General features: G+C 39.1%; 27 protein-coding genes, 1 tRNA gene and 1 pseudogene. 16 read left to right on the top strand and 13 right to left on the bottom strand.

Annotated elements, in window-relative coordinates; translation table 11 throughout:
- The first annotated feature begins 11 nt into the window (after nt 1–11).
- Genes L641_RS0103290 through L641_RS0103275 form a run of 4 tightly spaced genes read left to right on the top strand, consistent with a single transcriptional unit; the run spans nt 12 to nt 2877 of the window.
- Nucleotides 12–1469: a M48 family metalloprotease gene (locus L641_RS0103290; protein WP_024601123.1), complete on the top strand. Its 1458-nt coding sequence runs from the start codon at nt 12–14 to the stop codon at nt 1467–1469.
- A gap of 54 nt (nt 1470–1523) precedes the next feature.
- A complete protein-coding gene (gene arsC / locus L641_RS0103285; RefSeq protein ID WP_024601122.1) occupies nt 1524–1871 on the top strand; it encodes an arsenate reductase (glutaredoxin) in 348 nt (115 codons plus the stop codon).
- On the top strand, nt 1871–2425 hold the full coding sequence (wrbA, locus tag L641_RS0103280; protein WP_024601121.1) for an NAD(P)H:quinone oxidoreductase: 555 nt from the start codon (nt 1871–1873) through the stop codon (nt 2423–2425). The genes arsC and wrbA overlap by 1 nt, the downstream gene beginning before the upstream one ends.
- Nucleotides 2422–2877, top strand: a complete 456-nt coding sequence (locus tag L641_RS0103275; protein ID WP_024601120.1) for a DUF2069 domain-containing protein — start codon at nt 2422–2424, stop codon at nt 2875–2877. Before wrbA ends, L641_RS0103275 begins: the two co-directional genes overlap by 4 nt.
- Nucleotides 2878–2937: 60 nt before the next feature.
- Here L641_RS0103275 and L641_RS0103270 read toward each other — a convergent pair whose 3' ends face one another.
- Together L641_RS0103270 and L641_RS0103265 are read right to left on the bottom strand one after the other, a co-directional pair.
- Entirely contained in the window at nt 2938–4275 is a 1338-nt protein-coding gene (locus L641_RS0103270; RefSeq protein WP_024601119.1) for an ankyrin repeat domain-containing protein, read from the bottom strand.
- A 209-nt stretch (nt 4276–4484) separates the two neighbouring features.
- Entirely contained in the window at nt 4485–5078 is a 594-nt protein-coding gene (locus tag L641_RS0103265) for an ABC transporter substrate-binding protein (RefSeq protein WP_024601118.1), read from the bottom strand.
- Nucleotides 5079–5324: 246 nt separating this feature from the next.
- Between L641_RS0103265 and L641_RS0103260 the strand changes: the two genes are divergently transcribed.
- Complete coding sequence (locus L641_RS0103260) at nt 5325–5861, top strand: acyloxyacyl hydrolase (RefSeq protein ID WP_024601117.1); 537 nt, start codon at nt 5325–5327, stop codon at nt 5859–5861.
- 85 nt (nt 5862–5946) lie between these two features.
- Entirely contained in the window at nt 5947–6096 is a 150-nt protein-coding gene (locus L641_RS22785; protein ID WP_076916055.1) for a DUF2897 family protein, read from the top strand.
- A gap of 32 nt (nt 6097–6128) precedes the next feature.
- On the opposite strand, the gene L641_RS0103250 is transcribed toward L641_RS22785, so the two are convergent.
- Together L641_RS0103250 and bamC are read right to left on the bottom strand one after the other, a co-directional pair.
- Nucleotides 6129–7517 (bottom strand): YjiH family protein, encoded by a 1389-nt coding sequence (locus tag L641_RS0103250; RefSeq protein ID WP_024601116.1) that lies wholly within the window; start codon nt 7515–7517, stop codon nt 6129–6131.
- A gap of 65 nt (nt 7518–7582) precedes the next feature.
- Nucleotides 7583–8641, bottom strand: a complete 1059-nt coding sequence (gene bamC, locus L641_RS0103245) for an outer membrane protein assembly factor BamC (protein WP_024601115.1) — start codon at nt 8639–8641, stop codon at nt 7583–7585.
- A 355-nt stretch (nt 8642–8996) separates the two neighbouring features.
- Here bamC and L641_RS0103240 point away from each other — a divergent pair, with 355 nt between their 5' ends.
- The 3 genes from L641_RS0103240 to L641_RS0103230 all read left to right on the top strand — a co-directional run bounded on the left by L641_RS0103240 (nt 8997) and on the right by L641_RS0103230 (nt 10669).
- Complete coding sequence (locus tag L641_RS0103240; RefSeq protein ID WP_013465263.1) at nt 8997–9530, top strand: ACT domain-containing protein; 534 nt, start codon at nt 8997–8999, stop codon at nt 9528–9530.
- 10 nt (nt 9531–9540) lie between these two features.
- Entirely contained in the window at nt 9541–10020 is a 480-nt protein-coding gene (gene bcp, locus L641_RS0103235) for a thioredoxin-dependent thiol peroxidase (RefSeq protein WP_024601114.1), read from the top strand.
- Between the two features lie 202 nt (nt 10021–10222).
- A complete protein-coding gene (locus L641_RS0103230) occupies nt 10223–10669 on the top strand; it encodes a hypothetical protein (RefSeq protein WP_024601113.1) in 447 nt (148 codons plus the stop codon).
- Nucleotides 10670–10802: 133 nt separating this feature from the next.
- Here the strand turns inward: L641_RS0103230 and L641_RS0103225 are convergent, their stop codons facing one another.
- Both L641_RS0103225 and L641_RS0103220 read right to left on the bottom strand, forming a co-directional pair.
- Nucleotides 10803–12281, bottom strand: coding sequence for a transporter substrate-binding domain-containing protein (locus L641_RS0103225; protein ID WP_024601112.1), 1479 nt, complete (start codon nt 12279–12281; stop codon nt 10803–10805).
- Between the two features lie 178 nt (nt 12282–12459).
- A pseudogene (locus L641_RS0103220) lies at nt 12460–13627 on the bottom strand (IS3 family transposase).
- A 255-nt stretch (nt 13628–13882) separates the two neighbouring features.
- Here L641_RS0103220 and L641_RS0103210 point away from each other — a divergent pair.
- The 4 genes from L641_RS0103210 to L641_RS0103195 are packed head-to-tail and all read left to right on the top strand — an operon-like array spanning nt 13883 to nt 15622.
- Nucleotides 13883–14563 carry a hypothetical protein gene (locus L641_RS0103210; RefSeq protein ID WP_024601111.1) on the top strand — a complete coding sequence of 227 codons (681 nt, stop codon included), beginning with the start codon at nt 13883–13885 and terminating at the stop codon, nt 14561–14563.
- A 36-nt stretch (nt 14564–14599) separates the two neighbouring features.
- Nucleotides 14600–15010, top strand: coding sequence for a hypothetical protein (locus L641_RS0103205; protein WP_236613509.1), 411 nt, complete (start codon nt 14600–14602; stop codon nt 15008–15010).
- 21 nt (nt 15011–15031) lie between these two features.
- On the top strand, nt 15032–15334 hold the full coding sequence (locus L641_RS0103200; RefSeq protein ID WP_024601110.1) for a hypothetical protein: 303 nt from the start codon (nt 15032–15034) through the stop codon (nt 15332–15334).
- Nucleotides 15335–15349: 15 nt separating this feature from the next.
- Nucleotides 15350–15622 carry a hypothetical protein gene (locus L641_RS0103195; RefSeq protein WP_024601109.1) on the top strand — a complete coding sequence of 91 codons (273 nt, stop codon included), beginning with the start codon at nt 15350–15352 and terminating at the stop codon, nt 15620–15622.
- A 107-nt stretch (nt 15623–15729) separates the two neighbouring features.
- On the opposite strand, the gene queE is transcribed toward L641_RS0103195, so the two are convergent.
- A complete protein-coding gene (queE, locus tag L641_RS0103190; protein ID WP_024601108.1) occupies nt 15730–16395 on the bottom strand; it encodes a 7-carboxy-7-deazaguanine synthase QueE in 666 nt (221 codons plus the stop codon).
- 145 nt (nt 16396–16540) lie between these two features.
- On the opposite strand from queE, the gene queC reads away from it, so the two are divergent.
- Nucleotides 16541–17197: a 7-cyano-7-deazaguanine synthase QueC gene (queC, locus tag L641_RS0103185; protein ID WP_013465272.1), complete on the top strand. Its 657-nt coding sequence runs from the start codon at nt 16541–16543 to the stop codon at nt 17195–17197.
- Nucleotides 17198–17257: 60 nt separating this feature from the next.
- Here the strand turns inward: queC and L641_RS0103180 are convergent, their stop codons facing one another.
- Entirely contained in the window at nt 17258–17707 is a 450-nt protein-coding gene (locus L641_RS0103180; protein WP_024601107.1) for an isoprenylcysteine carboxylmethyltransferase family protein, read from the bottom strand.
- A gap of 166 nt (nt 17708–17873) precedes the next feature.
- Here L641_RS0103180 and L641_RS0103175 point away from each other — a divergent pair, with 166 nt between their 5' ends.
- Entirely contained in the window at nt 17874–18116 is a 243-nt protein-coding gene (locus L641_RS0103175) for a hypothetical protein (RefSeq protein WP_013465274.1), read from the top strand.
- Nucleotides 18117–18127: 11 nt separating this feature from the next.
- Here L641_RS0103175 and L641_RS0103170 read toward each other — a convergent pair whose 3' ends face one another.
- The 5 genes from L641_RS0103170 to L641_RS0103150 all read right to left on the bottom strand — a co-directional run bounded on the left by L641_RS0103170 (nt 18128) and on the right by L641_RS0103150 (nt 24210).
- Nucleotides 18128–19141, bottom strand: a complete 1014-nt coding sequence (locus L641_RS0103170) for a hypothetical protein (protein WP_024601106.1) — start codon at nt 19139–19141, stop codon at nt 18128–18130.
- Between the two features lie 94 nt (nt 19142–19235).
- Nucleotides 19236–19901, bottom strand: coding sequence for a tRNA (adenine(22)-N(1))-methyltransferase TrmK (locus tag L641_RS0103165; RefSeq protein ID WP_024601105.1), 666 nt, complete (start codon nt 19899–19901; stop codon nt 19236–19238).
- A gap of 8 nt (nt 19902–19909) precedes the next feature.
- Nucleotides 19910–20839 (bottom strand): class I SAM-dependent methyltransferase, encoded by a 930-nt coding sequence (locus L641_RS0103160; RefSeq protein ID WP_024601104.1) that lies wholly within the window; start codon nt 20837–20839, stop codon nt 19910–19912.
- Complete coding sequence (uvrB, locus tag L641_RS0103155) at nt 20840–22834, bottom strand: excinuclease ABC subunit UvrB (RefSeq protein ID WP_013465278.1); 1995 nt, start codon at nt 22832–22834, stop codon at nt 20840–20842. It abuts the gene before it with no gap.
- Nucleotides 22831–24210 (bottom strand): MATE family efflux transporter, encoded by a 1380-nt coding sequence (locus L641_RS0103150; RefSeq protein WP_024601103.1) that lies wholly within the window; start codon nt 24208–24210, stop codon nt 22831–22833. Before L641_RS0103150 ends, uvrB begins: the two co-directional genes overlap by 4 nt.
- Nucleotides 24211–25248: 1038 nt before the next feature.
- Here L641_RS0103150 and L641_RS0103145 point away from each other — a divergent pair.
- Nucleotides 25249–25325: transfer RNA gene (locus L641_RS0103145), tRNA-Asn, on the top strand.
- Nucleotides 25326–25327: the final 2 nt, after the last annotated feature.

The raw sequence follows: 25327 nt of genomic DNA, 5'->3' as shown, positions 1-25327 counted from the left end.
CAAGGAATATAATGCAGCTAAAATCAGCCTTTATCACTTTATGCAGTGCAGCGCTTACATTTAGCCTACTGATAAGTGAGCCGTTAAAGGCACAAACCAATCTTCAACTGCCCGACTTAGGCACTTCAGCCTTACAAGCATTGCCAATTGAAAAAGAAAAAGCGATTGGTGAAGTGATGATGATGCAGATCAGAGGCTCATCGCCTTTGATTAACGATCCGGTGCTTGATGAATACCTAACAACCTTAGGTAGAAAGTTAGTTGCTAACGCCAATGATGTGCGTTTTGGGTTTTCATTCTTTTGGTTAAATAATCCCGAAATCAATGCATTTGCATTTTATGGCGGCCATGTTGGTGTACACACCGGATTAATANCCCAAGCCGATAACGAGAGTCAATTTGCATCGGTTCTTGGCCATGAAATTGCACACGTCACCCAGCGCCACTTAGCAAGGCGCATTCAGCAGCAACAAGATAATAGCGGGCTTACCATTGCCGGCATGATTGCTGGTATTTTAGCGGCGGTTGTAGCCCCTGATGCCGGTATGGCTATTATTTCAGCCAGCCAAACACAATCAGCTTTCAGTCAGCTGACACATAGCCGTTCTGCCGAACAAGAAGCAGACAGAATGGGCATGCAAACCCTCAACAACGCAGGGTTTGATGCCAGAGCATCAAGTGAATTTTTAACTAAACTTGCCGCACAAATTCGTTATAAATATAAACCACCGGCGTTTTTACTCACTCACCCTCTTCCTGAAAGTCGTGTGTCAGATGTTCGCCTTCGCGCCGAGCAATACCCTAAACGCCAGGTAAGCTCGAGCCTTAACTTTAACTTAGCAAAAAGCCGAGTACTGGCGCGTTACGATAACAAACCCGAAAACGCAGAAGCGTTATTTAGAAAGTTAATGCGCGAAAACACTTATAACAACGTAGCACTACAGTACGGCTTAGCTATTAGTTTGCTTGATCAAAAAAAGACGGATGAAGCACAACCTATTCTTGATGAGTTACTGGCAGACGATCCTAAAAACTTATTTTATATTGATACCAAAACAGATTTACTCATTGCACAAAAAAAAGCAGCAGAAGCTGTTAGTTACTTAAGCGAGTTAAATAATTATCGGCCAAATAACCAAGTGATCACCTTAAATTACGCAAATGCGGCATTAGAAGCTGAGCAATATGAGTTAGCTGAAAATATATTAAAGTCGTTTTTACTGGAAAAACCCGATCACAGTTTAGGCAAACAGCTTTTAACTGACGCCTACAAAAAACAAGAAAAATTGGCAGCCTACCATGAAGCCAATGCCGATGTATTATCCCAGTATGGTGCGTATTTAAAAGCAGCAGACGAAATACAAAAAGCGCTTAATTTTGTAGAGCCAAGTGAAAATGTTAAGCAACAGCGCTTAAAAGCGTTACTCACACAGTATCGGTTATTGCAAAAAGAGCTTGCGAGGCTTTAAGTCTGGGGTGAGTTCACCTAAAATAGCCACAATTTATACTTTGGATGTATTTTTATGTCAGTTACTATTTATCACAACCCGCGTTGTTCAAAATCACGCGAAACCCTTAACCTATTACAAAGTAAAAACATTGAACCGAGTGTTGTTGAATACTTAAAAACACCGCTTTCTCATGAGCAAATTAGTACCTTAGTTTCTCAACTGGGGTTTAATTCGGCACGAGATTTAATGCGCACCAAAGAAGAGCAGTACAAAGCGCTTAATTTAAAAGATGAAAATAGCGAGTCGGTGCTTATTGATGCCATGGTCAATCACCCAAAACTAATTGAGCGCCCTATTGTAGTAAATAACAATAAAGCCGCCCTAGGTCGCCCGCCTGAAAACGTATTAAGCGTTCTATAATGAGCACAACTATCGTGGTGCTGTACCACTCAAGCCATGGCTCAGTTGAAGCTATGGCGCATGAGATTGCAGAGTCAATAGAGCAACAAGGCGCAACCGCATTACTGAGAACTTTTGTGGCCAAAAGCACGCACGACATTGTGATCAGTAAAGATGATTTAGTTGCCTGCGACGGGCTTGCGTTTGGTACGCCGACCCGCTTTGGCATGATGGCCTCACAAGCAAAAACGTTTTGGGAAACCACCAGCGATCTTTGGCTCAAAGGCCAACTTATCGATAAACCTGCCTGTGTGTTTTCATCATCAAGCAGTATGCATGGGGGCAATGAAGCAACCCTACTCAATTTGTCATTGCCCTTGTTACATCATGGGATGATGTTGATGGGCGTGCCCTACGATGTACCTGAATTGCTCGGCACCGAAACAGGAGGAACACCTTATGGTGCCTCGCACGTTGCAGGTAGCAATAACAGCTCAACCCTGAGTAAAGATGAAATTAAAATATGTCAAAGCGTCGGAAAGCGCCTGACTCAAGTTGCGAGTAAACTTAAATGATTCAAGCAAGCGAGCCTGCTAAAAAACCGGTTACCATTAAATTTCAGCGCCTAGCCTTATTTGGTTATATTGGCCTGCTTATTTTAATGCCGTTATGGATGTTTATATTAGCCCCAAGAGACGGCCACAGTAACACCTTTCTTTTCTTAGTGTATGTATTGCCACTATTACTGCCTTTAAAAGGCATATTACAAGATAAAGCCTACACCTATGCGTGGGCTAATTTTATTGTTATGTTTTATTTTATTCATGGCTTTACATTACTGTGGGTCGCACAAGATGAGCTTATATGGGTATTACTAGAGTTATTATTTGCCTCATCTATGTTTATTGGCTGTACTTATTATGCGCGCCACAGAGGGCAAGAACTTGGGCTTAAAATTCGTAAGCTTAAAGATGAGCTCGCTGAAGAAAAAGCCGCACACGAGCATGATAAAAACAATTCGCAATAAATACCCAACAATGCAAAAACGCGCTAATTAGCGCGTTTTTTTGTAACAAAACATTAAGTTTTAAACTAACTCGCTTAAAGCTGCCAGCCCCACAATACAGGCTAAACCTAATTGAGCTACAAGACTAAAAACCGACATCATTCTTACTAAAAACAACCCCCATGGGTGTTTTACATGCGGATACAATGAGCAACGCTTTAAGTTCGTTGCAAAGAAAAAACACACCACCGCCGTCATGGTCATAAAAAGAGTAAGCTCACTTTTTATAGTTATGTTTTCATCAAAAAAGAAAAATAACTGTAGCGGTAATAATAAAGCCACAACCGCATGTAACACATGCACCTTTTTAATTCGCTCTAGCTGCCCTTCTGGCGATAACTCTTTAATACCAAAGTCGCGCTCAAGGCACTTAACTAAGTTGCTGGCTTTTATACTAACCGCTAATCGGTAACAACTTAACCCCTCGTTATTTCGCGCTCTAAAGTCATATCCTGCTTTGAGCAGTAAAATCATTAACGATTCGTTTTTACTTATCACCGCGTAATGCAGCGCCGTATTACCTTGGCCGTCTACCGCTTTTTTATCTTGGTACTGCAGGAGTGTTTCTACTACATTTACGTAGCCTTTTTCTGCCGCCCACATAAATGCTGTTTTATTATCTTCATCGGTTAAGGTGCCCGTGGCGCCTTGCTCAATAAAGCGCATTGCCATGGTTTGCTTAGCTTTTTTCTTGTTTAAATGCGCAAGTAAGGCATTTTCTAAAAGCACAATAGAGTCAACATCAGGAGACACCTGAGTTAACAAAGTAAAGTAATCTTTGCCAGCAGCCACTTTTTCACTGGTCAGCTCTGCTAAGTGGTCAATATCAGCAATCGACTGGGGAATATGCGCACTTAAACGCTCTCTAAAATCGACCTCTTTCCAAATAGATAAGGTATCTTCAGCTGAGAGCTTTGCACCTTGCTCTAGCGCATGCTCTATCAGAGTAAAAAAGCGTTTACTAAAAAATAAGCTAATTAAAGAAAGTGGCGTTTCAATGTTATTTTGTGCCGACACACTTGCATACTTTTCAAGTCGCTGACACAGCATTAGCACAATATTTTCTATGCTGTAATCATTGGCAAAATAATGCTCTTTCAGTGCAGCAATATACTCTTGTGCGTTTTCATCATATTCAGAAATATGCTGAAAATAACACTCTTCAAATGGCTCTAAGGGGGTTAACCAGGTTAAATAATAAATTGGGGGTAAAACAGTAGTGCATACACCATTATCTTCTTCAGTAGAGCGACAGGCGGGCCAAGCTTCTAAAGCATCTAAAATGAAGGCACCGTTTTGTTCAACCAGCCCTTTGACCAGTAACGGGTATTCCTTTGGCCAAATTAGTACATTTTCCATTAAAACAACACAACTCCAGTGTAGCTCGGGTGAGTAGTCAGTTATAACAGTATTTAGCTGACACCACGCTTAATCAAAGAAGCCAATATTCTACCACAGCTAGGTAGCCAAGCTAGCGTAAACTCATGCAATATAGGCCAAAATACAAAAGCAGCTAACGACATACGTCATTAGCTGCTTTTAGGTTGGAGCTGTTAATTGCAAAAGTACTAACTTTGCTGAAGTTCTGCTGTGACTTGGTCTAATCCCACATCAGAAATACGTTGAATGATCTCTTTTTGCTTAGCACTGAGTAACGAAATTCCCTCTGCAACAATATCGTATACTTTCCACTGGTTGTTGTTACCTAAACGCAATTTAAAGTGCAAATCAATGGTTGGCTTATTCGGTTCAATAATTTGCGTTTTTACCGTAGCAAATTTAGAGTCGCTTGCAGCAGCGTCTTGCTCAAATATTACATCCTGCCCTGTGTACTTCATAAGCGCACCGGCATATGTTCCTGTTAAGTAATGCTCTACAGCATTAATAAACGCAACACCTTGTTCGCGGTTAATACCTTTAATATGCTTACCTAATAATTTAAACGACACAAACTTAACATCAATATGTGGCATTAAACGCTGCTGAACAATTAACGACATGGCTTCTTTGCTGGCATCGCCTTTCGCATTTACCTGTCCAATATCGTTAAATAATGATTCTGCTACAGTTTGCAATAACTGCTTAGGTGATGGCTGCGTTTGTGCATACAAAGTGCTACTGAAAAAAACAGCAATAACCACTAAAAGCTTTATAAGTTTCATAAAAAATGCATAGTTTAAATAATTAATTTAAGCGTAATTTACGCAAATAACAGGCAATAAAAAAGGCATAAATAAGCAACTTATTAATGCCTAATTGGCACCAATTGAATTAATTAAATAAATTCAATTGGTTAAATAAATCGGTTAACAAGCCATATACAAGCGGCTTTTTGTCCTCATTGAAAACACCAATTCACCGCCCTTATTATCCCTTTAATATTTTGACTTAAACCCTAGTTGGCCGTTATGAAAACCTCATACAACAGACTTTTTGTTCTTGTTTTTACCCTGTTTATATTGGCTACCAAAGCCGCTTATGCATCCTCTAACCATGGTTATGCCGTCGATTTTTTAAAAGGAGAAGGCAATGTAACAGGGACAAAGCTTGCGTATCAATATCACCCTCAAGGAATGCAAAACTTTGTCGGCGATGCTCGTTTTTATTTAGAAAGCAGCGTTAACGTGTGGCAATACCGCCATGATCAACAATCACAATCCAACGTGGTCTTGGCTGTGTCACCGGTGGTGCAATTTCCAGCATTTAGTGTATACAACACCCCCTTTTATGTAGAGGCTGGCATTGGTTTTTCATTACTTGATGAGCGCTATTTTGCTGGTAAAAACCTAAGTACTCACTATCAGTTTGAAGATAGGATAGGCCTAGTGGCAGATTTTGGTGAAACTAATGTAGCGCTGCGAATTATTCACTATTCAAACGCCGGATTTAAATCGCCAAACCCAGGCATTAACTTTTTAACGTTATCGGTGGCACAACGGTTTTAATTGCTTATTTACAGTCCTAGAGAGGATTGCGGCTTTTATTTAAAGTGGTCATAATTACCGCTTAATAAAAAATAAGAGCATCGCAATGCAAATTTGGCAAATCGTACTCGTTATCGTGATTGTACTGGCTATTGTTATCGGCAATTTAGTACTGCTGCGTTTAAGTGCAAAAAGCGAGTTTAAACCTTCAGCACCACGCTCATCTGCGCAAAGCAAAGAAACAAAAAAGCCCTGAATAATCAGGGCTTTTTTGTTTAAATGATTGTTCTAGCCAACTAACCAGTGTGCCATTAAGGCAATAACTGGCAAGGTTACTAAAGTTCTGAGAATAAATATAACAAATAACTCAAAAATATTAACCGGTATTTTACTACCTAATAAAAGTGCGCCCACTTCAGACATATAAATAAGTTGCGTTACACTCATGGCAGCAATAATAAAGCGTGTTACATCGCTTTCAATTGAGCCTGCGGCTAAAATAGACGGAATAAACATATCTGCAAATCCCACCATAATCGTTTGCGCCGCCATTTCAGCTTCAGGTATTTGTAGTAATTCTAAAAATGGAATAAACGGCATACCTAAATATTGAAATATCGGCGTGTACTCAGCAATAATTAACGCAAATGTACCCACAGCCATTACCACAGGTAATACTGCAAACACCATATCAAATGCGTTGTGTAAGCCCTCTTCAATTGTGCCTTTTAAGCCTGGTGCTTTTTCTGCTTTAGTTAATGCAACATCAAGTGAATGCTTAAATAATGTTTTGCCTTCAGGAACCAATTCAGCGTTTCCATCGGGCTCTTCACCGTCAATAAGCACGTCCTTTTTAAAACGCAGTGGCGGTAAACGCGGAACAATTATCGCAGCCACTACACCCGCTAAACACACGGTTAGGTAAAAAGGTGCAAATAAATATTCAAGCTTTACTTGGCCAATAACAACCAAACAAAAGGTAATTGATACAGCAGAGAAAGTGGTACCAATAATCGCAGCTTCACGTTGAGTGTAGTATTTATCTTCATACTGGCGTGCAGTCATTAAAATACCGACGCTGCCATCACCTAACCACGAAGCAACACAGTTAACTGCACTGCGCCCTGGTACGCCAAACAATGGACGCATTACTTTAGTAAGTAAGGTACCCACCAGCTCAAGTAAACCAAAATTAAGTAATAACGGCAGTAACAAGCCCGCTAAAATAAACACCGAAAACAACACCGGTAGTAAATCTTTTAATACTAATAAACCGGTATTTTCTGAGGTAATAGCATGCGGCCCAACTTGAAAATAAGTTAAAAGCACAAACGCCATACCAAATAACCGTGTTACTAACCAAATCCAACTCACATTAAACAAATGATTTAATAAGCGAAATTTGGTTAAGCTTTTCGGTTTAAACACACTAAATATCAACGACATAACGCCAGTAATACAAATAATTGTCGCTATTAACCCAAGCGCTATCTCACTAAATAAAGCTTGAATTGCTTTTGCCATTACCGCAATAGGAATCGTCATTATTTCGCCAGACGGTACTGGCGTCATAAACAAAAAAACACCGATTAAAGAAGGAATTAAAAAAACCAACCATACTTTCAAATCATAACTTTTTTGGACCGGTGCTGGGCGTGATGAATCTAACTGAGACATATTTTCAACCTGTAAAAACCACAAAAAGAGCTAAGTGCTCTTTTTGTGGGAAGTATTTATATTTATTAAATTTTAATACCGCGCTTGATTAACGCCGCTTCTAATGCTTGTTGTAACCCATTCATTGTACCTGGTTCAAGCGTTTCGCCTTTGTCATCCATCCACGTTAGACTGGTGCCACCTTGTTTGATTTTGCTAACCAAAATTTGGTATTGACCTTCATCAATTGGAAGCTCTGTTGGTTCATCGCCCCAAATTGAATCCCACACACTGCTTTCTACTTTCGCATAATCTGCTGTAATTAAACCTGTCTCTTGGTTTACTTCAACAATTGTGAACGACAAACGCTCTAAAAATCCAGAAAAGCGATCGAATACGGTGTCATACGTTTGCTCAGTAACAAGTGCGGCATTGCCTTTGTTATCAAACCCGAGTTCTAACGAGATGATCCCTTGACGCTTACGCATATCAACTTCAAGCTGACGGTAGCGATAATCAAACTCGCTCACTACTTGGTTAAGCGCACGCACTTCAAGCTGTTGTTTTAATAAATCAGTTAGCGGCTTATCACCTTTAAAATCAATAAGCTCAGCGGTTAAAGACGCTGTGCGTTGGTGTTCTTTTTCTTCAATGGTAAATTTAAAACGCTCTAAATCAACGCTTTCATCATTGCCCCATAACCAGCTTTCTTCAGGCTTTACAATAGCGTACCAATCGGTTACGAGTGTTCCTTGCGTTTTATCTTGCTGTGTTGCGTTAATGTTATTATCAGCAAGCACGGCTTGAATCGAATCCCAAATGAACACATCTAAATCTTCAATGCCGTCATTTTTATCAAAATAAATACGCGCTTGTTTATCTGCTTCCTCAACCCAACTGCCTTTAGCAATGGTTAAAACTTGCGCCGGCGGACGATAGTTTGTTGCCTCCGGATTATTATCATATTGACCAACATCCATTTTATAAACAGGATCTTGAGCGGGTTGAGATAACGATGCAGGCGCTTTAACCGGCTCATGGGCGCGGTAATTACGCTCATTATGAGCATCACTTGTAAATACACTACACCCTGACAAACTTACCAATACACTTACTGCTAGTGCTTTTGGGATCCAATACTGCACAGATAATTCTCCTTAGCATACCCTTAATTGTTTTAACAAATATATGAGTGGGTAATACCGATTTGGTTCAGTGTAAAATCAATATTAACTTTACATTTATAATTTGCTTGCCTAACTGCATTCAGCCTATGAGATAACAAACGGACTAGGCTACAAATAGACACATTTTTGCTATGGTACTTTCACAAGCTTGTAAAAACAAGAAACACTGCACTATTAACCGCCTAAAATTAACCGCCGCTATAGTTTAACGCGGGTTTTGTGTTAAACTTTGCCGCCGTGCAACGCTACGTGTTTATTTTTTTGTTGCCAAGTCGGTTGTTTTCATCCAAGTAACTTAGGTACTTTAAAACCCATGACTGCATTTTCAAATCATCAAATTGTTTTAACCGCAATTGGCGAGGATAGATCGGGCATCGTCAGTGAACTTACGCAACTCGTAAGCGATTGCCACTGTAATATTATAGATAGCCGTATTGCAATTTTAGGCAACGAATTCACCTTTATTATGCTACTAAGCGGTGATATGTCAGCCATTAGCCGCATAGAGCATACATTACCGACCAAAGGTATGGAGCTTGGCCTGCTCACTATGATGAAGCGTACTTCAAGCCATAATCAAAGCGAATTTTGTGCAGGCTATACCTTAGAATATACCGGCATAGACACCCCTGGCACATTAAGTAAAGTAACGCGTTTTTTTGCAGATAATAATATTAATATTTGCTCATTAAAGTCAGACACCTACGAAGAAGAAACTGAGCTAAAAATGCGCTGTGAACTTGAATTTAATATTCCCGTTGACGTTGATATTGACCAATTTAAAATTAGTTTTGAAAACCTTTCGCACGTTTTAAACGTAGATTACATCTTTCGACGTATTCGCTAAGGAGTTTAGCATGAACAAAATTACCCCATTACAAAGTGGCGACACAGCACCGGCTTTTAGCTTACAAAACCAAAATGACGAAACCGTCGTGCTCAGCGAGTTATTAAAAGAAAAACAAGTACTGGTATACTTTTATCCTAAGGCGTCAACGCCTGGCTGTACAGTACAAGCCGAAAACCTGCGTGACCAACAAGCCGAGCTTGCTAAATTTAACACCCATGTTGTTGGCATAAGCCCAGATCCGATTAAGCGTCTTAAAAACTTTGAAACAAAAAAAGAGCTTAACTTTGACCTACTCTCAGATGAAGATCATGCCATTGCTGAGGCATTTGGGGTGTGGGGCTATAAAAAGTTTATGGGCAAAGAATATGACGGTATTCACCGCCTCACTTTCTTAGTAGGCCAAGACGGTAAAATTAAACACTTGTTTGATAAATTCAAAACCAAAGATCACCACCAAGTGGTATTAGATTATTTAGCAGCTGAATAAAGGCTAAAGGCTAAAGGCTAAAGGCTAAAGGCTAAAGGCTAAAGGCTAAAGGCTAAAGGCTAAAGGCTAAAGGCTAAAGGCTAAACAAGATAAAATAAAAGCGTTGCTCAAGGGCAACGCTTTTTTGTATTTATCGCTTTAGTACTTTAGCATTCCTGCCGATAGTTAAATTAGTAACAAATAACATTATGGATAATAAACCGTGATACAGCTAAATAAACACTCAGCCTTTGACGTTAAAATTACAGCCGAAAAAACAAATATTACACAACAAACAAAAGACACAACAAAAAATCAGGACAACACTGATTATCAATTATCAGACAAAGAACGCAATAAACTCTCAGGAAAAGAGGCTGAGCAAAACGCTGAAAAAACAGCAAATTCAGAAATGCCTGAATATATCGCAAAAATGATAGAGCAACTTAAAGAGCTTAAACAGCAGCTTGAACAACAAAAAGAGCTACTCTCTCAATTAAAAACTCAATCCGATCCGGAAGACGAGGTCATACAAGCACAAATTGAAGCACAGGCAAATATTGTTTCATCAACACAATCTCAAGTAGTCGCGCTGGTACAAATGATTAGCCAAGCCATGAAAGACGCCGGTATTACTGACGCAGGTGCACTTGTTAGTGCCATTGTTTGAATTTTCAGAGCCAAGTATTCAGCGTTATACAAATCTACCTTACAAAGGCGGCTTTATTTTTATCATCGGCTTATTATTTCAATGATAAATATGCCTACCCTAGCGGTTAAAAAACCACGTTGTGCTTGCGTTCTCACTCTTCATCTAACAGTGCTTGCTGATAAATTTTATTAAACTGTTCAGCAGGTAAGTCAGCCGTAAAGTGGTATATAAGCGCTTTATATTCATCGCTTTGAATTAATTTTGAAAGTGTATTATTAAAGTTCTGCATAAATTTTATATTTTCTTCACTGCGCTCACACATTAAATGCCCAACAGTAAACGATGTTTTTAATTTCAAATCAAAGGAGTGAATATCAGCATCTGTTATATCGTGCCAATACGTGGCTACATCACTGGGGTATTCAATAGACGCATCAAACTCTTGCAACTTCGCTAATTGTTGTAATCTAGAGAATATATTAGTGGGAGCTGGTTTTATTTTAGTTTTATCTACCTCTTCAAGTAGAGACATAATGTCTTCGGAGAATATTCTGAATTTTGATAACCCCAACCTTAATCCACTTTGTGACACCAACTCGTCTAAATTTTTTATATGTTTAAATTGAGCCAAGTTATTTGGAGAATAAAGTCGCGGTGCGAGATACAAAGAAAACGGCTTTGATATTAAATAGCGGCTTGCTCGTTCTGGCGTGTTAATTTTATTGGCGAAACAATGACTAATGCCAAATTGCACCTCAACATTGGTATCTGGCGCTTTTACAAACTCAATTCTGTAATCTCGCATTTCAGCCAAAATTAACTTATAAAGCTGCGCGTCGAGTGATTTTCCTTCGGTAACTGAGTTCAGTCGTAGCAAAGACTCATCGTTACTACTTAATACGATTTTTGTTTTATTTGCGTCAAACTCTGCAAAACGCGTATTTTCATAATCTAATTTATATAATGCCTGCAACCGTCCCGATGATTTTAATTTTGGCATTGTTTGGTCAAATTTTCTCGCCAAGGCTTTCCCTTTTTCATTATTCGAAAAGGCTAAATAAATAGGCCTTGCTGGCACAACCTCTACATAATTAAGCTTTGATTTGTACTCTTTGGGAATGTTGTAGTCAAAATCAACGAAAGCATCTATGCGTTTATTGAGTAGCAGTGCCACTGCGTTTTCAATAGTAGAAGCCGGGTAATAATCGTGTGGGTATTCAATAAACTTATCGAAATTGTAGCCATCAAGCCAGCTTAATACTTTGTTGTTTAAATCAGACAGTTTATTAAACTTATGAGCAGAATCTACAAAATACGCATTAATTGGGTAATCGTAGTCTAAATACCAATTGGGATAATAAGCTAAAGGAATATCCTCTTTAGCAACACCAACAACAATATCATATTGTTTTTGTTCAAATAAATTGGTAATTCGTTTGTAAGTACTAAAATCAAACTCGAGCTGTTCATCCACATAAACTTCTTTTAATAATTCAATATAAACGCCTGTTTCATCCGGATTAGTGTAATCAACCCAGTGAGTCACGCCCACTTTTACAGTAGCAAAAGCCGAGTTTATAAAAACATAAGAAAAAACAAACAACAGTAGTAGGTATTTAACCAAGCGCATTCTCCCAATCACTTAGTTTAATATATGCACCACCAGTGTACTTTGCAAACTTGGGTTTTAGTTCAAGGTTCAAGGTTCAAGGTTCAAGGTTCAAGGTTCAAGGTTCAAGGTTCAAGGTTCAAGGTTCAAGGTTCAAGGTTCAAGGTTGATACGACCCCGATAAAGTAGACACGGGTTTTTAATTCATTAACTCGTATTGCATGGGACTCACATTTCCTAGCGTGCCATGCATTCTTACTGAGTTGTAGTAGTTTTCGATATAAAAGCGACTTTGTACTGTCATTTCACTACGACTCAGTTCATTTAAATTGTTCATCCATTCTTTTTTATACTGGGCAAAAAAGCTTTCTGAGCAGGCATTATCCCAGCAATTCCCTTTTCTCGACATGCTAATTGTTACCTGTCGGTTGTTCAACCACGATATTGTTTCTTTTGCACGATACTGGCTGCCTTGGTCTGAGTGAAATAATAAGCGACTTCCATCAGGTTTACGTGCATCCCATGTTTTTTTTAACGCTCTAATCACCAAGTCTGCGCTGTTAACTCGACTTGTTGCCCAACCAACGACTTTGCGTGAGTATAAATCTAAAATTACACATAAATACTGCCAACCCTCTCTGCAACGAACTTGCGTTATGTCTGACACCCATACCGTATTGGGTTCATCAACACTAAACTCACGACCCAATAAGTTTTCTGCAGTGATATGCCCCTGCTTTTTTCCGCTACCGGTATATCGGCGTTTACCCGCGGCTGAGCGGTAACCCATACTCTGCAGTAATCGCTGCACACGGCCTTTACTACACTCATACCCATTATCTATAGCGGCTTTCCACAACTTTCTGTAGCCCGGAATACAGTGCTCATCACTACTTACTTTTTTCAAAAACTCAAGCAATGAGTCGTTTTCTGACGCACGTTGACTTAATGATTGCTTTAGCCATTTATAATATCCAGCTTTTGATACTGACAACCATGTGCATAATTTTTTATCGTTTTCTTAGCTGTCGCAGCTTGGTGAATATACTCAAATCTTATTCTTTTCGGCTGTCCAAGTAGGCCTTCGCCTTTTTTAACACATCGTTCTCCAACTGCGCATCTTCCAATTGCTTTTCAAGCTTACGCACTTGGCGCTCCAAATCTTTATATGACTTATCAGGGCCTTGGTTTTTAATTGGGTTAGATGTACTTTTTGACGTCATTTTTCGTCTCCATTTAGATAATAAGACAGGGTTAATGTCCAGCCGATGAGCTATTACATTAACAGTATCTGGAGAGTCTAACGATTGTTCAACTGCTTTTGTTTTAAATTCAATTGAATGACTACGCCTAGTTTTGATTTTCATAACACTTATTCCTTAAATAAGTGTCCACTTTTATAGAGTCGTATCAGGTTCAACAAAATAAAAACAAAAGCGCTGCTCAATAACAACGTTTTTTAGTATTAGCTTTGCTTAAAAGTCATAGAAAAGTTTGTGATAGTAATATCTTAGGTAATTTGTTAAAACTATATAAATTAAATAAATGAGCGTGACATAGTAGAAACCTGCGCGACGCGCGGACTAGAAAATAGTAAGGTGCAAGGAGTAAATATTAAGCGAATGAGCAATATTAATTTAATTGATTTACGCATTAAAATAATGCTAGAAGTTTTAAGCTTATGCTCAATAAACATCTCTGATGATTTTAATTCTCAAATTATTTCAATACTCGAATTAGACAATATCCGTGACTATGGATTTGTAATAGATTCTTTGTATCTGCTCGAAGATACTCAACTAGCTAAGGATGACTTCTACAATCATGGAATCAATATACATGAATCGAGAAACGAAAAATTTGGTGAAGCATACTTACGCATGTACGGAATATTCAATGCCTGTTATCTTCAGCTACAAGCTTTAATAGCACTATCTTCTAAATTAAAAATACCATTTTCAAAGAGTGAGGCGGACGAGTTACCAATCTTTCTATTTAGGACGTATTACGCTTCACACACCGTAAACACAGGATATAGCTCTGATAGACGTTCTTATATTCTCGACCGACATGCACTATTAAATGGTTCTGTTGAAGGCTATTCGTCAAATACAAATGGTGAAGATCATTTTGTAAAGGCAGACATCCTCGAACTCTTATATGAGTGGGATCATTTCCTAGCCAAAAATCTTAAATCCATGTCATCAAAGTTTACTGATAAAATTGAAATTATTCCTCACGATGAATTCGATTTATCTAAGATCTCGGAGCTTATTAAGTCAGAAGCTGAAATAGAATCATAATGCACCTAACAAGCAACTAATCAGGAGAAATAACTATTGGTTTTAGGTAAATCGATAATGCGATGTTTATTTTTATTATATCTGTTTAGATTTGGCTCTTCTGCTGCATCATGCATTCAAACTGATGATCAAGTTGCAGCATGGAACTTAAAATACAATCATTTATTTAATGTAAGTGTACAGCAAAATAATAGTTCATTTTCCGTTACAGTATATTTACCAGAGAAAATTAAAGAAGAGATGTTTAATTTTGTTTGGGTTGCAGTAGGTGAGCAAGATGACCCACTATTTGCCATACCAACAACTGTGGTCAAAGAAGAAGGAAAGACAAAAGCTTGGTTTATTGCTAAACCTCTTAATGGCGAAAAGTATGCATTTATTTTTAGCTATGGAAAAGGTTGCGGCATTGAAATTGAAGTACCTGTTGAGTTTAAAGAAAAAACATAACAACCATAATGGAGTTTGAAAATGAGAAAAGAGTTCGAATTCACAGTTAAGGGTCATAAAATTAAAATTGTTAACTCATGGTTTGGTGGTGCAAAACTATATGTTGATGGCGATTACCGTGATCAAGACTCTACCTTTATTGCTAACGGCAAAACGGCACTTCTTTCAGCTAAACTTGCTGATCTTGGTGTTTTAGAGATTTTCCCCATATCAGCTTTAATATCTGTAGAAATGGATGCATTTTTAATTACGGACGATGAAAGGTTGCAAGTATACAGCTCACATAAGCGTTTAAACTTAACACAGCAGCGATTAGCAAAATAAACACATAGGTAAAATATGAAACTATTAATGGCCCCTTTATTACTCATTATTGCTGGATGCAGTAGTGTTGCGCAAAAAGATGAACAATATTCGCCGTGCTCTGAGGCATGGTTTAACTATGTTGAGCAGCAAATTAATACCGGTGACGGTTATGGACATGGGCCAGACATTGGCTCTTTAGAATGGCGCTCTGTGATCATGTTTAAACTCGGTATTAGAGATAAGCCAAATGTACCAGAATTAAATACACAGCTGTGGTGTCAGTTTATTGATGAAAATTATATTTAAAGCCAGCTTAACTTTATGAGTTGAAAGTTGTTTAATTAGGTTGGGTTTATAACCCAACCTTGTATCTACGTTATATAACTTAACGCAGAGCAGCTTACAGCTGCTCTTTAATTAATACCCAAATACTTATGTACTTGAATTGATAAGCGCCAGTTTTTGGCGATACAAGTATCAATGGCTAATTTAGTTGCCGACGTTTTTTGGCTGATTGGCTGTAAATATACCAGTTTTGGGTTAACACCCGTGGCGACAAATAACTCTTCCAGTTCTTCTACGTGCTTTTGCATAGCAACCGGATGTTTAATTTCATCGGCGCGTTGCATAGCACTGCTCAATACTTTGTAACCACCACGCATATTAATTTTTGGCGATACCGTAACCCACGTTTGGGCAGGGGCAAGAATTTCAAAGGTGCCACTGGTTTCTATTTGTGTGCTAAAGCCATGATCATGCAGTAAATTACATACTGGGTTCAAATCATACATGCAAGGTTCGCCACCGGTTATAACAACATGCTTGGCGGTATAGCCACGGGATTTAAATAACTCAAGTACCTGCGCTGCACTGGCCTCGGCCCAATGATCTGAGTCGGCTTTTTTTTCTACCGTGTCATCAAGTGATACTTTATATACGTTATCAACATCCCAAGTTTGCTTTGTGTCGCACCATGAACATCCCACAGGGCAACCTTGCAGGCGTAAAAAAATAGACGGCGTACCAGTAAAACTCGCTTCACCTTGAATGGTTTCAAACACTTCATTAATTTTGTACAAAAGAAATCTCACTTACAACCTGACGGCAAAATTGTTACTATTAGAAATCACAAAGCACGGTGCAAAAATTGTCATTTATGCCTTGGCCGTGTAGTATATCGCGCCCTGATATAAACCTCTATCAAAACTAAAGAGCAAACCACGTATGACGCAAAAAGTAGTTGTTATTTATTCCGGCGGTATGGACTCATTTACTGTATTAAATAAAGCCCTGCAGCAAGGCCATGATGTTTATGCCCTCTCGTTTGATTATGGTCAGCGTCATGTTAAAGAACTTAAAGTCGCCGCCAGCGTATGTGAAAAGCTAAATGTACCGCACAAAATTGTTGATATATCGGCAATTAATCAGCTTATTGGTGGTTCGTCGTTAACGGACGATATTGATGTGCCAGAAGGCCATTACGAAGAAGAAAGCATGAAAAGCACCATTGTGCCTAATCGCAACATGATTTTACTTTCTTTAGCGGTAGGTTATGCGGTGTCGCTTAAAGCAAGCAAAGTATATTACGGTGCGCATTCGGGCGATCATGCTATTTACCCAGATTGCCGCCCTGAGTTTGTTAAAAAGATGGATGATGTGTGTCGTATTGCTAATTACGATGCGGTAGAAATTTTTAGCCCGTATTTAAATAATACTAAAATCGATATTTTAACCGATGGTATTAAAATGGGATTAGACTACAGCCAAACATGGACCTGTTATAACGGTCGTGATAAGGCCTGTGGCAAATGTGGCGCTTGCCAAGAACGTTTAGAAGCCTTTGAGCTGAACAACGTAACCGACCCGCTTGAATACGAGTAAAGTTTAAAATAAGCACACTATAAGGCTACCAAGGGTAGCCTTTTTTAGTATGAAAAAACATTAAAGCCAGCGTTTTACCCGCGATTTGTAATCCTCAAATTGCTCACCAAATAACTGATGTAACGCCCGCTCTTCGGGAATGATTTGAAACAGCGTTAAATAACCAACGTAGCCCACAATACCTAAAAAAGCCCAAATAGAGCTTAGCCACACGCCCCACCCCGCCAGTATAAAAGCAAAGCCTAAATACATAGGGTTACGTGAGAGTTTATATACCCCTGAGGTAACTAAGCTTGTTGCTTGCTCAGGTTTATTTGGTAGTACCGTGGTTTTGGCTAAACGAAAACTGACGACCCCAGCAACACAAAAGAAACAACCTATAGCGACTAATCCTAATGCTAGGTAAGTTATGAAGGCGGTAAAGTCTATTACTGTGTAATGCGCAATCAGTGCCATAACAGCAGCGAAAAATACCACAACGACAACCGGTGGAATTTTATTATTTAACATACCTATTCCTTGTATCGATTAAAAAAAACTGCATGGTTACTATATGGTGGCGGCACAAATAATAACAATGACTTTATAAATACAAATAAAGTTACAATTAATTAGCTTTATCGGCGCTTAATTATGGTTATAATTTAAACTTAAAATAAAATTAAAGGAAGTAATTATGTCTGGCACAACAATGATAGTTCTCATTGTACTTATTTCTGTAGGTTCGGGGGTTATTTACGATATGTATAAAAAGCACCTTGAGTTTAAACATAAAGTTCAAGACAACAATCAAGATGCTCATAAGCAACTAGCAGAAGTAACCGCGCAAGTGACTGAACTCAAACAGCGAGTACAAACACTTGAAGCCATTGTTACCGACTCAAGCTATAGCGTAAAACAAGAAATAAACAAACTATAGCTGTCCCTTAGTTATAAATAATTAGGGTATAAATGTGCATTTTCTGGCTGCTCTATACCATGGGCAGCTAAAAACCCGCCAATGGCTTGTCCACACCCTTGGGGTGCCCTGCCGCTGTCTATTTCAAAGTTTAACTGATTCGCCTCTTGCTTACCCATAGAACATAAACTAACTGAACTTGGTGAACGCATGGCAATGCTTAGCTCCCCGACCTGCTCTGCGTGTACATCTTTACTAAAGCGCGCAAAGCCTTGGTATTTAAAATGCTCACTCACATACTCGTTACTTACAGCAACCAGTGCGGCAATAAAGCTATGTAAAAAGCTGTTGATTGTTGCATCAGGTGCTAAAAATGACAAGGTTTTATTATTAAATTCGCTTAGCTGACAACTATCGCAATGAAGTTTAACCGTATACACCTGCTCGCCGGTGATTATGGCTTGGCAGTTAATTAGCGCAATTTTATTATCCGCAAACACCAGGCGCTCTATCAGGTCGTTCAATGGAATATTTTTAAACGATGTGCTTTTAACAAGCTCAGGGTTTTGCGCCATAACAGGTAAATCATGATGATTATTAAACGGCGTGCTGGTTGCGCCTTGATGCTGCAGCTGAAAAAGCTCTCTTACTTCATGCTCGCGTGCCACTTTCAATGCTAAAAATGCTGTTTGAATAAGCTCTGAGGTTGGCAAATTTTGCTCTACTGGCCAGCGACGACCAAACAGTAACTTTTTTGCTTTGTTCTCAGCACGGTAATTATCTGGACTAAGTACCGCCACTTGCAGATAAATATCACTGTTTTTTTCTGCAGCTAACACACTAAAGTGAGTAGAAAAACTAATGTCGTTAAGCACTTCATTAACGCTGGCTAGCGTATGTTTGTAACGTAAAAAATGCTGGGGAACAATCCAATTATTATTGGCCAGTTGTACTAACGGCGCATACGAAATCGGTTGCTCGTAACTGTGTTGCCACTTTTGCCCATCGCCTAATAATGGCTCAATTTTTATATTTTTATCTGACATATTTAAACCAAATAAATCCGCCTAGTGGCAAGATATTAACTATGAAGCACTTTACGTAGTTAATCACAAAAACCGATCACACTGACAGGAGTATTTAGCATTCAAATACTCGTTGATACTCTGTTATAACTTTTTGATAGTAAAGTCTATCTTTATTGAGCATTCGAGTATAATGGTTAAGCAATTGCTGCTGATATTGATGATGTTGTGGATTGTGTTTATCCCACATTTGAGCACCGGTTTGAGTGAGTGTTTGGCTGGCATTTACACTAACGTGTAATACTTCGTAAAAACGTTTGTTTTCAACAATAATTTGCTCGTTTTCGAGCTTTAAATTACAGGCTTTTAAACCTTCGCGCACTTTGTAAAGATGCTGAATGGGGCAAATAATAAAACTGAGTTGGTGCAAGCTTTGCGGGTTGTTGGCAATAATTTGTTCAATAAGCTTTAAACATAAATCGCCCCCCACACCAGCAATAACCACCACTTGCTTTGCAGCTGTTGGCAATTTAATTTGCGCAACATCTTCGCAGCGCACTTGCCATGAAGGTAAAGATTTACCTTGCTCAAATTGTTGCAGCGACTGTTCGAGCGCTTCCATTAACGTTGGAATAATATCCACAAAATTTATATGTTTTGCTATATCGCGCTCAAGTAACGCCATCCCTAAAAAGCCATGATCGCAGCAACAATCCCAAACAATATCGTAAGGCTCTGTAATTAATGAATTGATGGCGTTTAAACGTTTACTCAGTTTCATTTAACTCACTATGTTTTTGTTTTGTACACCAATGCTTTTAAGCTTTTATCGCTATCAATTTCAATAAAGCGATCAGTCGGTTCTAGGCGTTTAACAAACTCAATAGCACCTTGAGTATGTTCTTGAATAAGTGCTTTAAAGTCGTTTTCTGAAAGCTCTGGGCTATTAGCGCATAACAACAGCTGTGTAGTATCGTTTAAAAGCTCAGGAAGTCTGCGCAGCACTTTTTGGTAGTCTTTTGTTAATATAAAACTGCCTTTTTGAAAGCTGGGTGGATCAACAATAATTAAATCAAACGGTGCGGCTTTTTTTAGCTTACCAAACGACTTTAAAATATCATGCGGTAAAAAACTGACGCCCCTATCAACATTGTTTAATTGATGGTTTTGCTTACCGACTTTTAACACGCCTTTGCTCATATCCATGTTCATCACATGATCGGCACCGCCGTGCATAGCCGCTACCGAAAAACCACAAGTATAAGAAAACAGGTTAAGTACTTTGGCATGTTTACTATTTTGCATGACAAACTCACGGCCTTTTCGCATATCTGGAAAAATACCGGTGTTTTGCTTACTCATTAAATCAACCAAAAAACGCACACCATTTTCGGCTACGCTATGGCGCGCGGGCAATTGCCCGTGAACAAGGGTGTTATGGCTTTGCAGCCCCGCTCGCTGCTGATACACCAATGCAGTAATTAGCTCTGGATGATGTTGTTGTGCCCACTGCCATAACATATCGGTGAGCGTAGTGAGTGTTACCTCATCAATTTCACTGTATGACACCAAAAACAAACTCGGTGGATAAAAGTCTAAGTTAATATGGCTTAGCGCTTCTACGCTGTGGCCGCGACCATGAAATACGCGGCATAATTCGTTATCTGCAAAAGGCGTGTCTGCTAATGCATTAATAAGAGGAGTAAAATCGATTGTCATTTAATTAATCAACTGTTGTTGTAGTTCATGTATTTCGTCGCGTACAGAGGCGGCTTTTTCAAATTCTAAATCACTGGCGTAGGCATGCATTTTGGTTTCAAGCTGCTTAATTTGCGTGGCAATTTCTTTCGCACTAAGAATTTTTTTAGACTCTTTACGAATAAGCTGTAAGTTATCTTGCGGTGAAGCATCTTCACCTACATCCATTACATCGAGTATCTTTTTGATCAGTGCTTTAGGCTCAATACCGTGCTTAACATTATAAGCATGCTGTATATCGCGGCGTCGCTGGGTTTCATCAATGGCTTTGGCCATCGACTTAGTGATTCTATCACCGTATAAAATAGCACGACCATCAAGGTGGCGCGCAGCACGGCCTATGGTTTGAATAAGCGAGCGAGCTGAGCGTAAAAAGCCTTCTTTATCGGCATCTAAAATAGCTACTAATGCCACTTCTGGCATATCTAAACCTTCACGTAGTAAGTTAATGCCTACTAACACATCAAACACACCGGCACGTAAATCACGAATAATTTCAACCCGCTCTACGGTGTCTATGTCAGAGTGCAAGTAGCGTACTTTTACATTGTGCTCACTCAGGTAGTCGGTTAAATCCTCAGCCATGCGTTTAGTCAGTGTTGTAACTAATACACGCTCGCCTTTTTCAACACTTTTATAAATTTCTGAGAGTAAGTCATCAACCTGATCGCCAACCGGACGCACTTCTATTAATGGATCAAGTAAGCCGGTTGGACGAATAACTTGTTCAGCAACCTCGCCATTGCTGCGCTCTAATTCAAAATCACCCGGTGTGGCCGACACATAAATAGTTTGCGGTGCAATGGCTTCAAATTCTTCAAAACGCAGTGGGCGGTTATCCATGGCCGAGGGCATCCTAAAACCGTATTCAACGAGGTTTTCTTTACGACTTCTATCGCCTTTATACATAGCGCCAATTTGCGAGACAGTTACGTGCGATTCATCAATAATCATTAATGCATCGTCGGGTAAATAATCAAGTAATGTCGGCGGTGGATCGCCAGGTGTACGCCCCGATAAGTAACGGCTGTAGTTTTCAATGCCTGAGCAATAACCAAGTTCGGTCATCATTTCTATGTCGTATTGGGTACGCTGCGCAATACGTTGCTCTTCAACTAATTTATTAGCGCTGAGTAATTGTGCCCTGCGCTCTTTAAGCTCAACTTTTATTTTTTCGATGGCTTCGAGTATTTTTTCTCGTGGCGTTACATAGTGAGTTTTAGGGTAAATAGTAGCGCGCACTATGTGTTTTTCAACAGCACCAGTGAGGGGATCAAAAATACTCAAGCGTTCAACTTCATCATCAAACATTTCTACACGTACTGCATAGGTATCTGATTCAGCTGGAAATATATCCACCACTTCGCCGCGAACACGATATGTACCTCGACTAAAATCAATATCGTTACGGGTGTATTGCAGCTCTGCAAGGCGGCGCAACATGTCACGTTGATCAACCTTTTCACCCACTTTTAAAAGCAGCATCATTTTCATGTATGAATCAGGATCGCCCAGACCATAAATCGCCGATACCGACGCAACGATTATGGTATCGCGACGCTCTAATAGCGCTTTAGTGGCGCTGAGCCGCATTTGCTCAATGTGTTCATTGATGGATGCATCTTTTTCAATAAAGGTGTCACTGGCTACCACGTAGGCTTCTGGTTGGTAGTAATCGTAGTAAGATACAAAGTACTCAACCGCATTATGCGGGAAAAATTCTTTCATCTCGCCGTATAATTGCGCCGCTAAGGTTTTATTGTGCGCCATAATAATAGTGGGGCGATTTAAATCACTAATGATGTTAGCCATCGTGAAGGTTTTTCCCGTCCCTGTTGCGCCCAATAAGGTTTGATGAGCAAGCCCTGCTTCTAAACCTTCGCACAACTGAGCGATAGCGGTAGGCTGATCCCCAGCGGGTTTAAATTTTGATTCTAACTGAAAATGATCGCTCAATGACTACACTCCTGTAATGCTTGACTGCTTAACGCTTCAATTTCTCTCATAAACCACTTATAGGCTACAAGGGCTGTGAATAAATTACCAATGGCCGCGCCAATAAACAAGCCGATTAAACCTGCCAGTTCATTCCCGATATACGCAAAGGGAACATAAAAAATAAATAACCGAATGACGCTCAAAACTAAGGCGTTCATGGGTTTGTGTAAAGCGTTAAACGAGGAGTTGGATAAAATGATCACTCCTTGCAAGCCATAACTTAATGGGATGGTATAAATAAACATTTTTATGACATCAACAACGGCTTGCTCCTTACCAAATATTTCACTTATGACGCCTGAGAACATAATTAATAAAATATAAATAACAAACTGCCATAACATCACAAATTTTAAGGTTCGTAGGTAGGCATCCTTTACGCGAGAAAAATGACTGGCTCCAAAGTTTTGACTAATAAAAGGTGGCAAAGTCATCGATAATGCTAATACCACCAAACTCGCTATTGATTCTATTCGACTCCCTACTCCAAAAGCAGCCACAGCCTCTGGACCATGATGTGCAACCAATGCCGTCATTACTGCCATAGCAACCGGTGTTAGCATGTTAGCACCTGCTGCGGGTAAGCCTATTTTTAATATTTTACGAATAGCCCCAATAACCGTTTGCGACCCTGCTTTTAAACTCAATAAGCGCTTTTTAGCAATTAATAAGTATAAAATAATTGCCACAGCAACTGCCCATGCTATAACACTGGCGATGGCGGCTCCTTTAATGCCAAACGCAGGAATGGGGCCAAAACCAAAAATAAGTACAGGATCGAGTACCGCATTGATAAGCCCCGCTCCACCCATAATAATACTCGGTGTTTTAGTATCGCCACTGGCACGCAGTACAGAATTACCAATCATCGGGGTAATTAAAAATACACTGCCTAAAAACCAAATACTGATATATTCATGAATGAGCGGTAATACTTGCTCCCCAGCTCCGAGTAAAGTAAAAATAGGATCAATTAATAAATAGCCACACGTAGATAAAACCAACACTAATACCACCGCAATCAACAACGATATACTGGCATCAAAACGCGCTTCTTCAATCTTGTTACTGCCTAATGCTTTTGCTATTACCGCTGAGGTACCTATGCCTAAACCAATCGCTAAACTAATAACGGTAAAAGTGACGGGAAATGTAAAGCTCACTGCAGCAAGCGGCTCAGTACCCAATAAGCTAATGAAAAAAGTATCAACTATATTGAACATCATTAGGGTGATCATCCCAAAGATCATCGGAATGGTCATTTTCTTTAATGTAGGCAAGATTGGGGCGGTGAGTAAATCAGGGCGAGTATGTGATTGAGAATGTGCGCGCATAAAATAAATAAGCCTCTTTTACTGAACGGCATATTTTAAAGCATCCGAGCTGTTCAAGCCATGCTTTATTAAATCTAAACAATTAATTAAACGTTTAATATACAAACTGTTATTTTTATGCCTTTGTAAACAAATTTTGCGCTAACACACTAAAAACCAAATAAAATACATTTATGTAACTTTTGCAACATTTATTTTTTAGATTTTGTTGATTTATCACACAGTCAGAGACTGTGTTTTATCGTCACGAAAAATTTTATTTATCGATTAAGTGAGTAACTTAGCTGAATCGTAAGCTATTGTTTTTAAATGTATAAAAAAAAAGCTTTTAAATACTTGAAATCGTTGTAGCGCCCTACAATGCTGGGGGTGCTGATGTTCTTAAAGTTTCATAAACAGAGTTATCCACAGAAACCGTGGATAACTCAATCAACCCCACGTTTATAAAGGGCTACAACCGAGTGCTAAATTGTCTGATCATTTGGTTTTTTCCGTTACCAATATGCAAACAGCATTGTATGCCCCTGTTATGTGTATGAAGGTGATTTTTTCTTAGACTAATAACAGTGAGTAGCACACTCAAACAGGTAGCTAACTCATTGATTGTTTTATTTTTGTACAAAGCATTGCTGCTGCAGTCAAAATTTATATTATGTTTTAGCGCTAATTTTAGTTTACGTAACTAATAGGCATTTAGTTCAACCGTTTTAACGTACCAAAATAAAAAGGAGCCATTTATTTTAAATAAGTTAATTATCGCTTTATAAAAATACAGGAAATAGAACGCGTTTTTGCTATTAAAAGCCGTTTTCTTAAATTTTACTCATCACTTTATTGCCTCAAATTACAAACTTCATGCAAATATTGCCCTGTTTTTATAAAACAATATCACTGCGCTTTACTTAAATAGTGTTACAAAATGCGCAGATTGCACATAAAAACAACGAATAGACTTCTTTTTTGAATTTATGATCTTTTATATGTTGACACTTTGCTATGCGGTCATTAATATTTCGCCCCGTTGAAAGGCAAGACGCTTCCCCCTTAGCTCAGTTGGTTAGAGCGACGGACTGTTAATCCGCAGGTCCCCCGTTCGAGTCGGGGAGGGGGAGCCAAG

The organism is Pseudoalteromonas sp. TB41, from assembly GCF_000497975.1.
Lineage (GTDB): Bacteria > Pseudomonadota > Gammaproteobacteria > Enterobacterales > Alteromonadaceae > Pseudoalteromonas > Pseudoalteromonas tetraodonis.
This window is presented reverse-complemented; position numbering and strand designations above follow the sequence as displayed.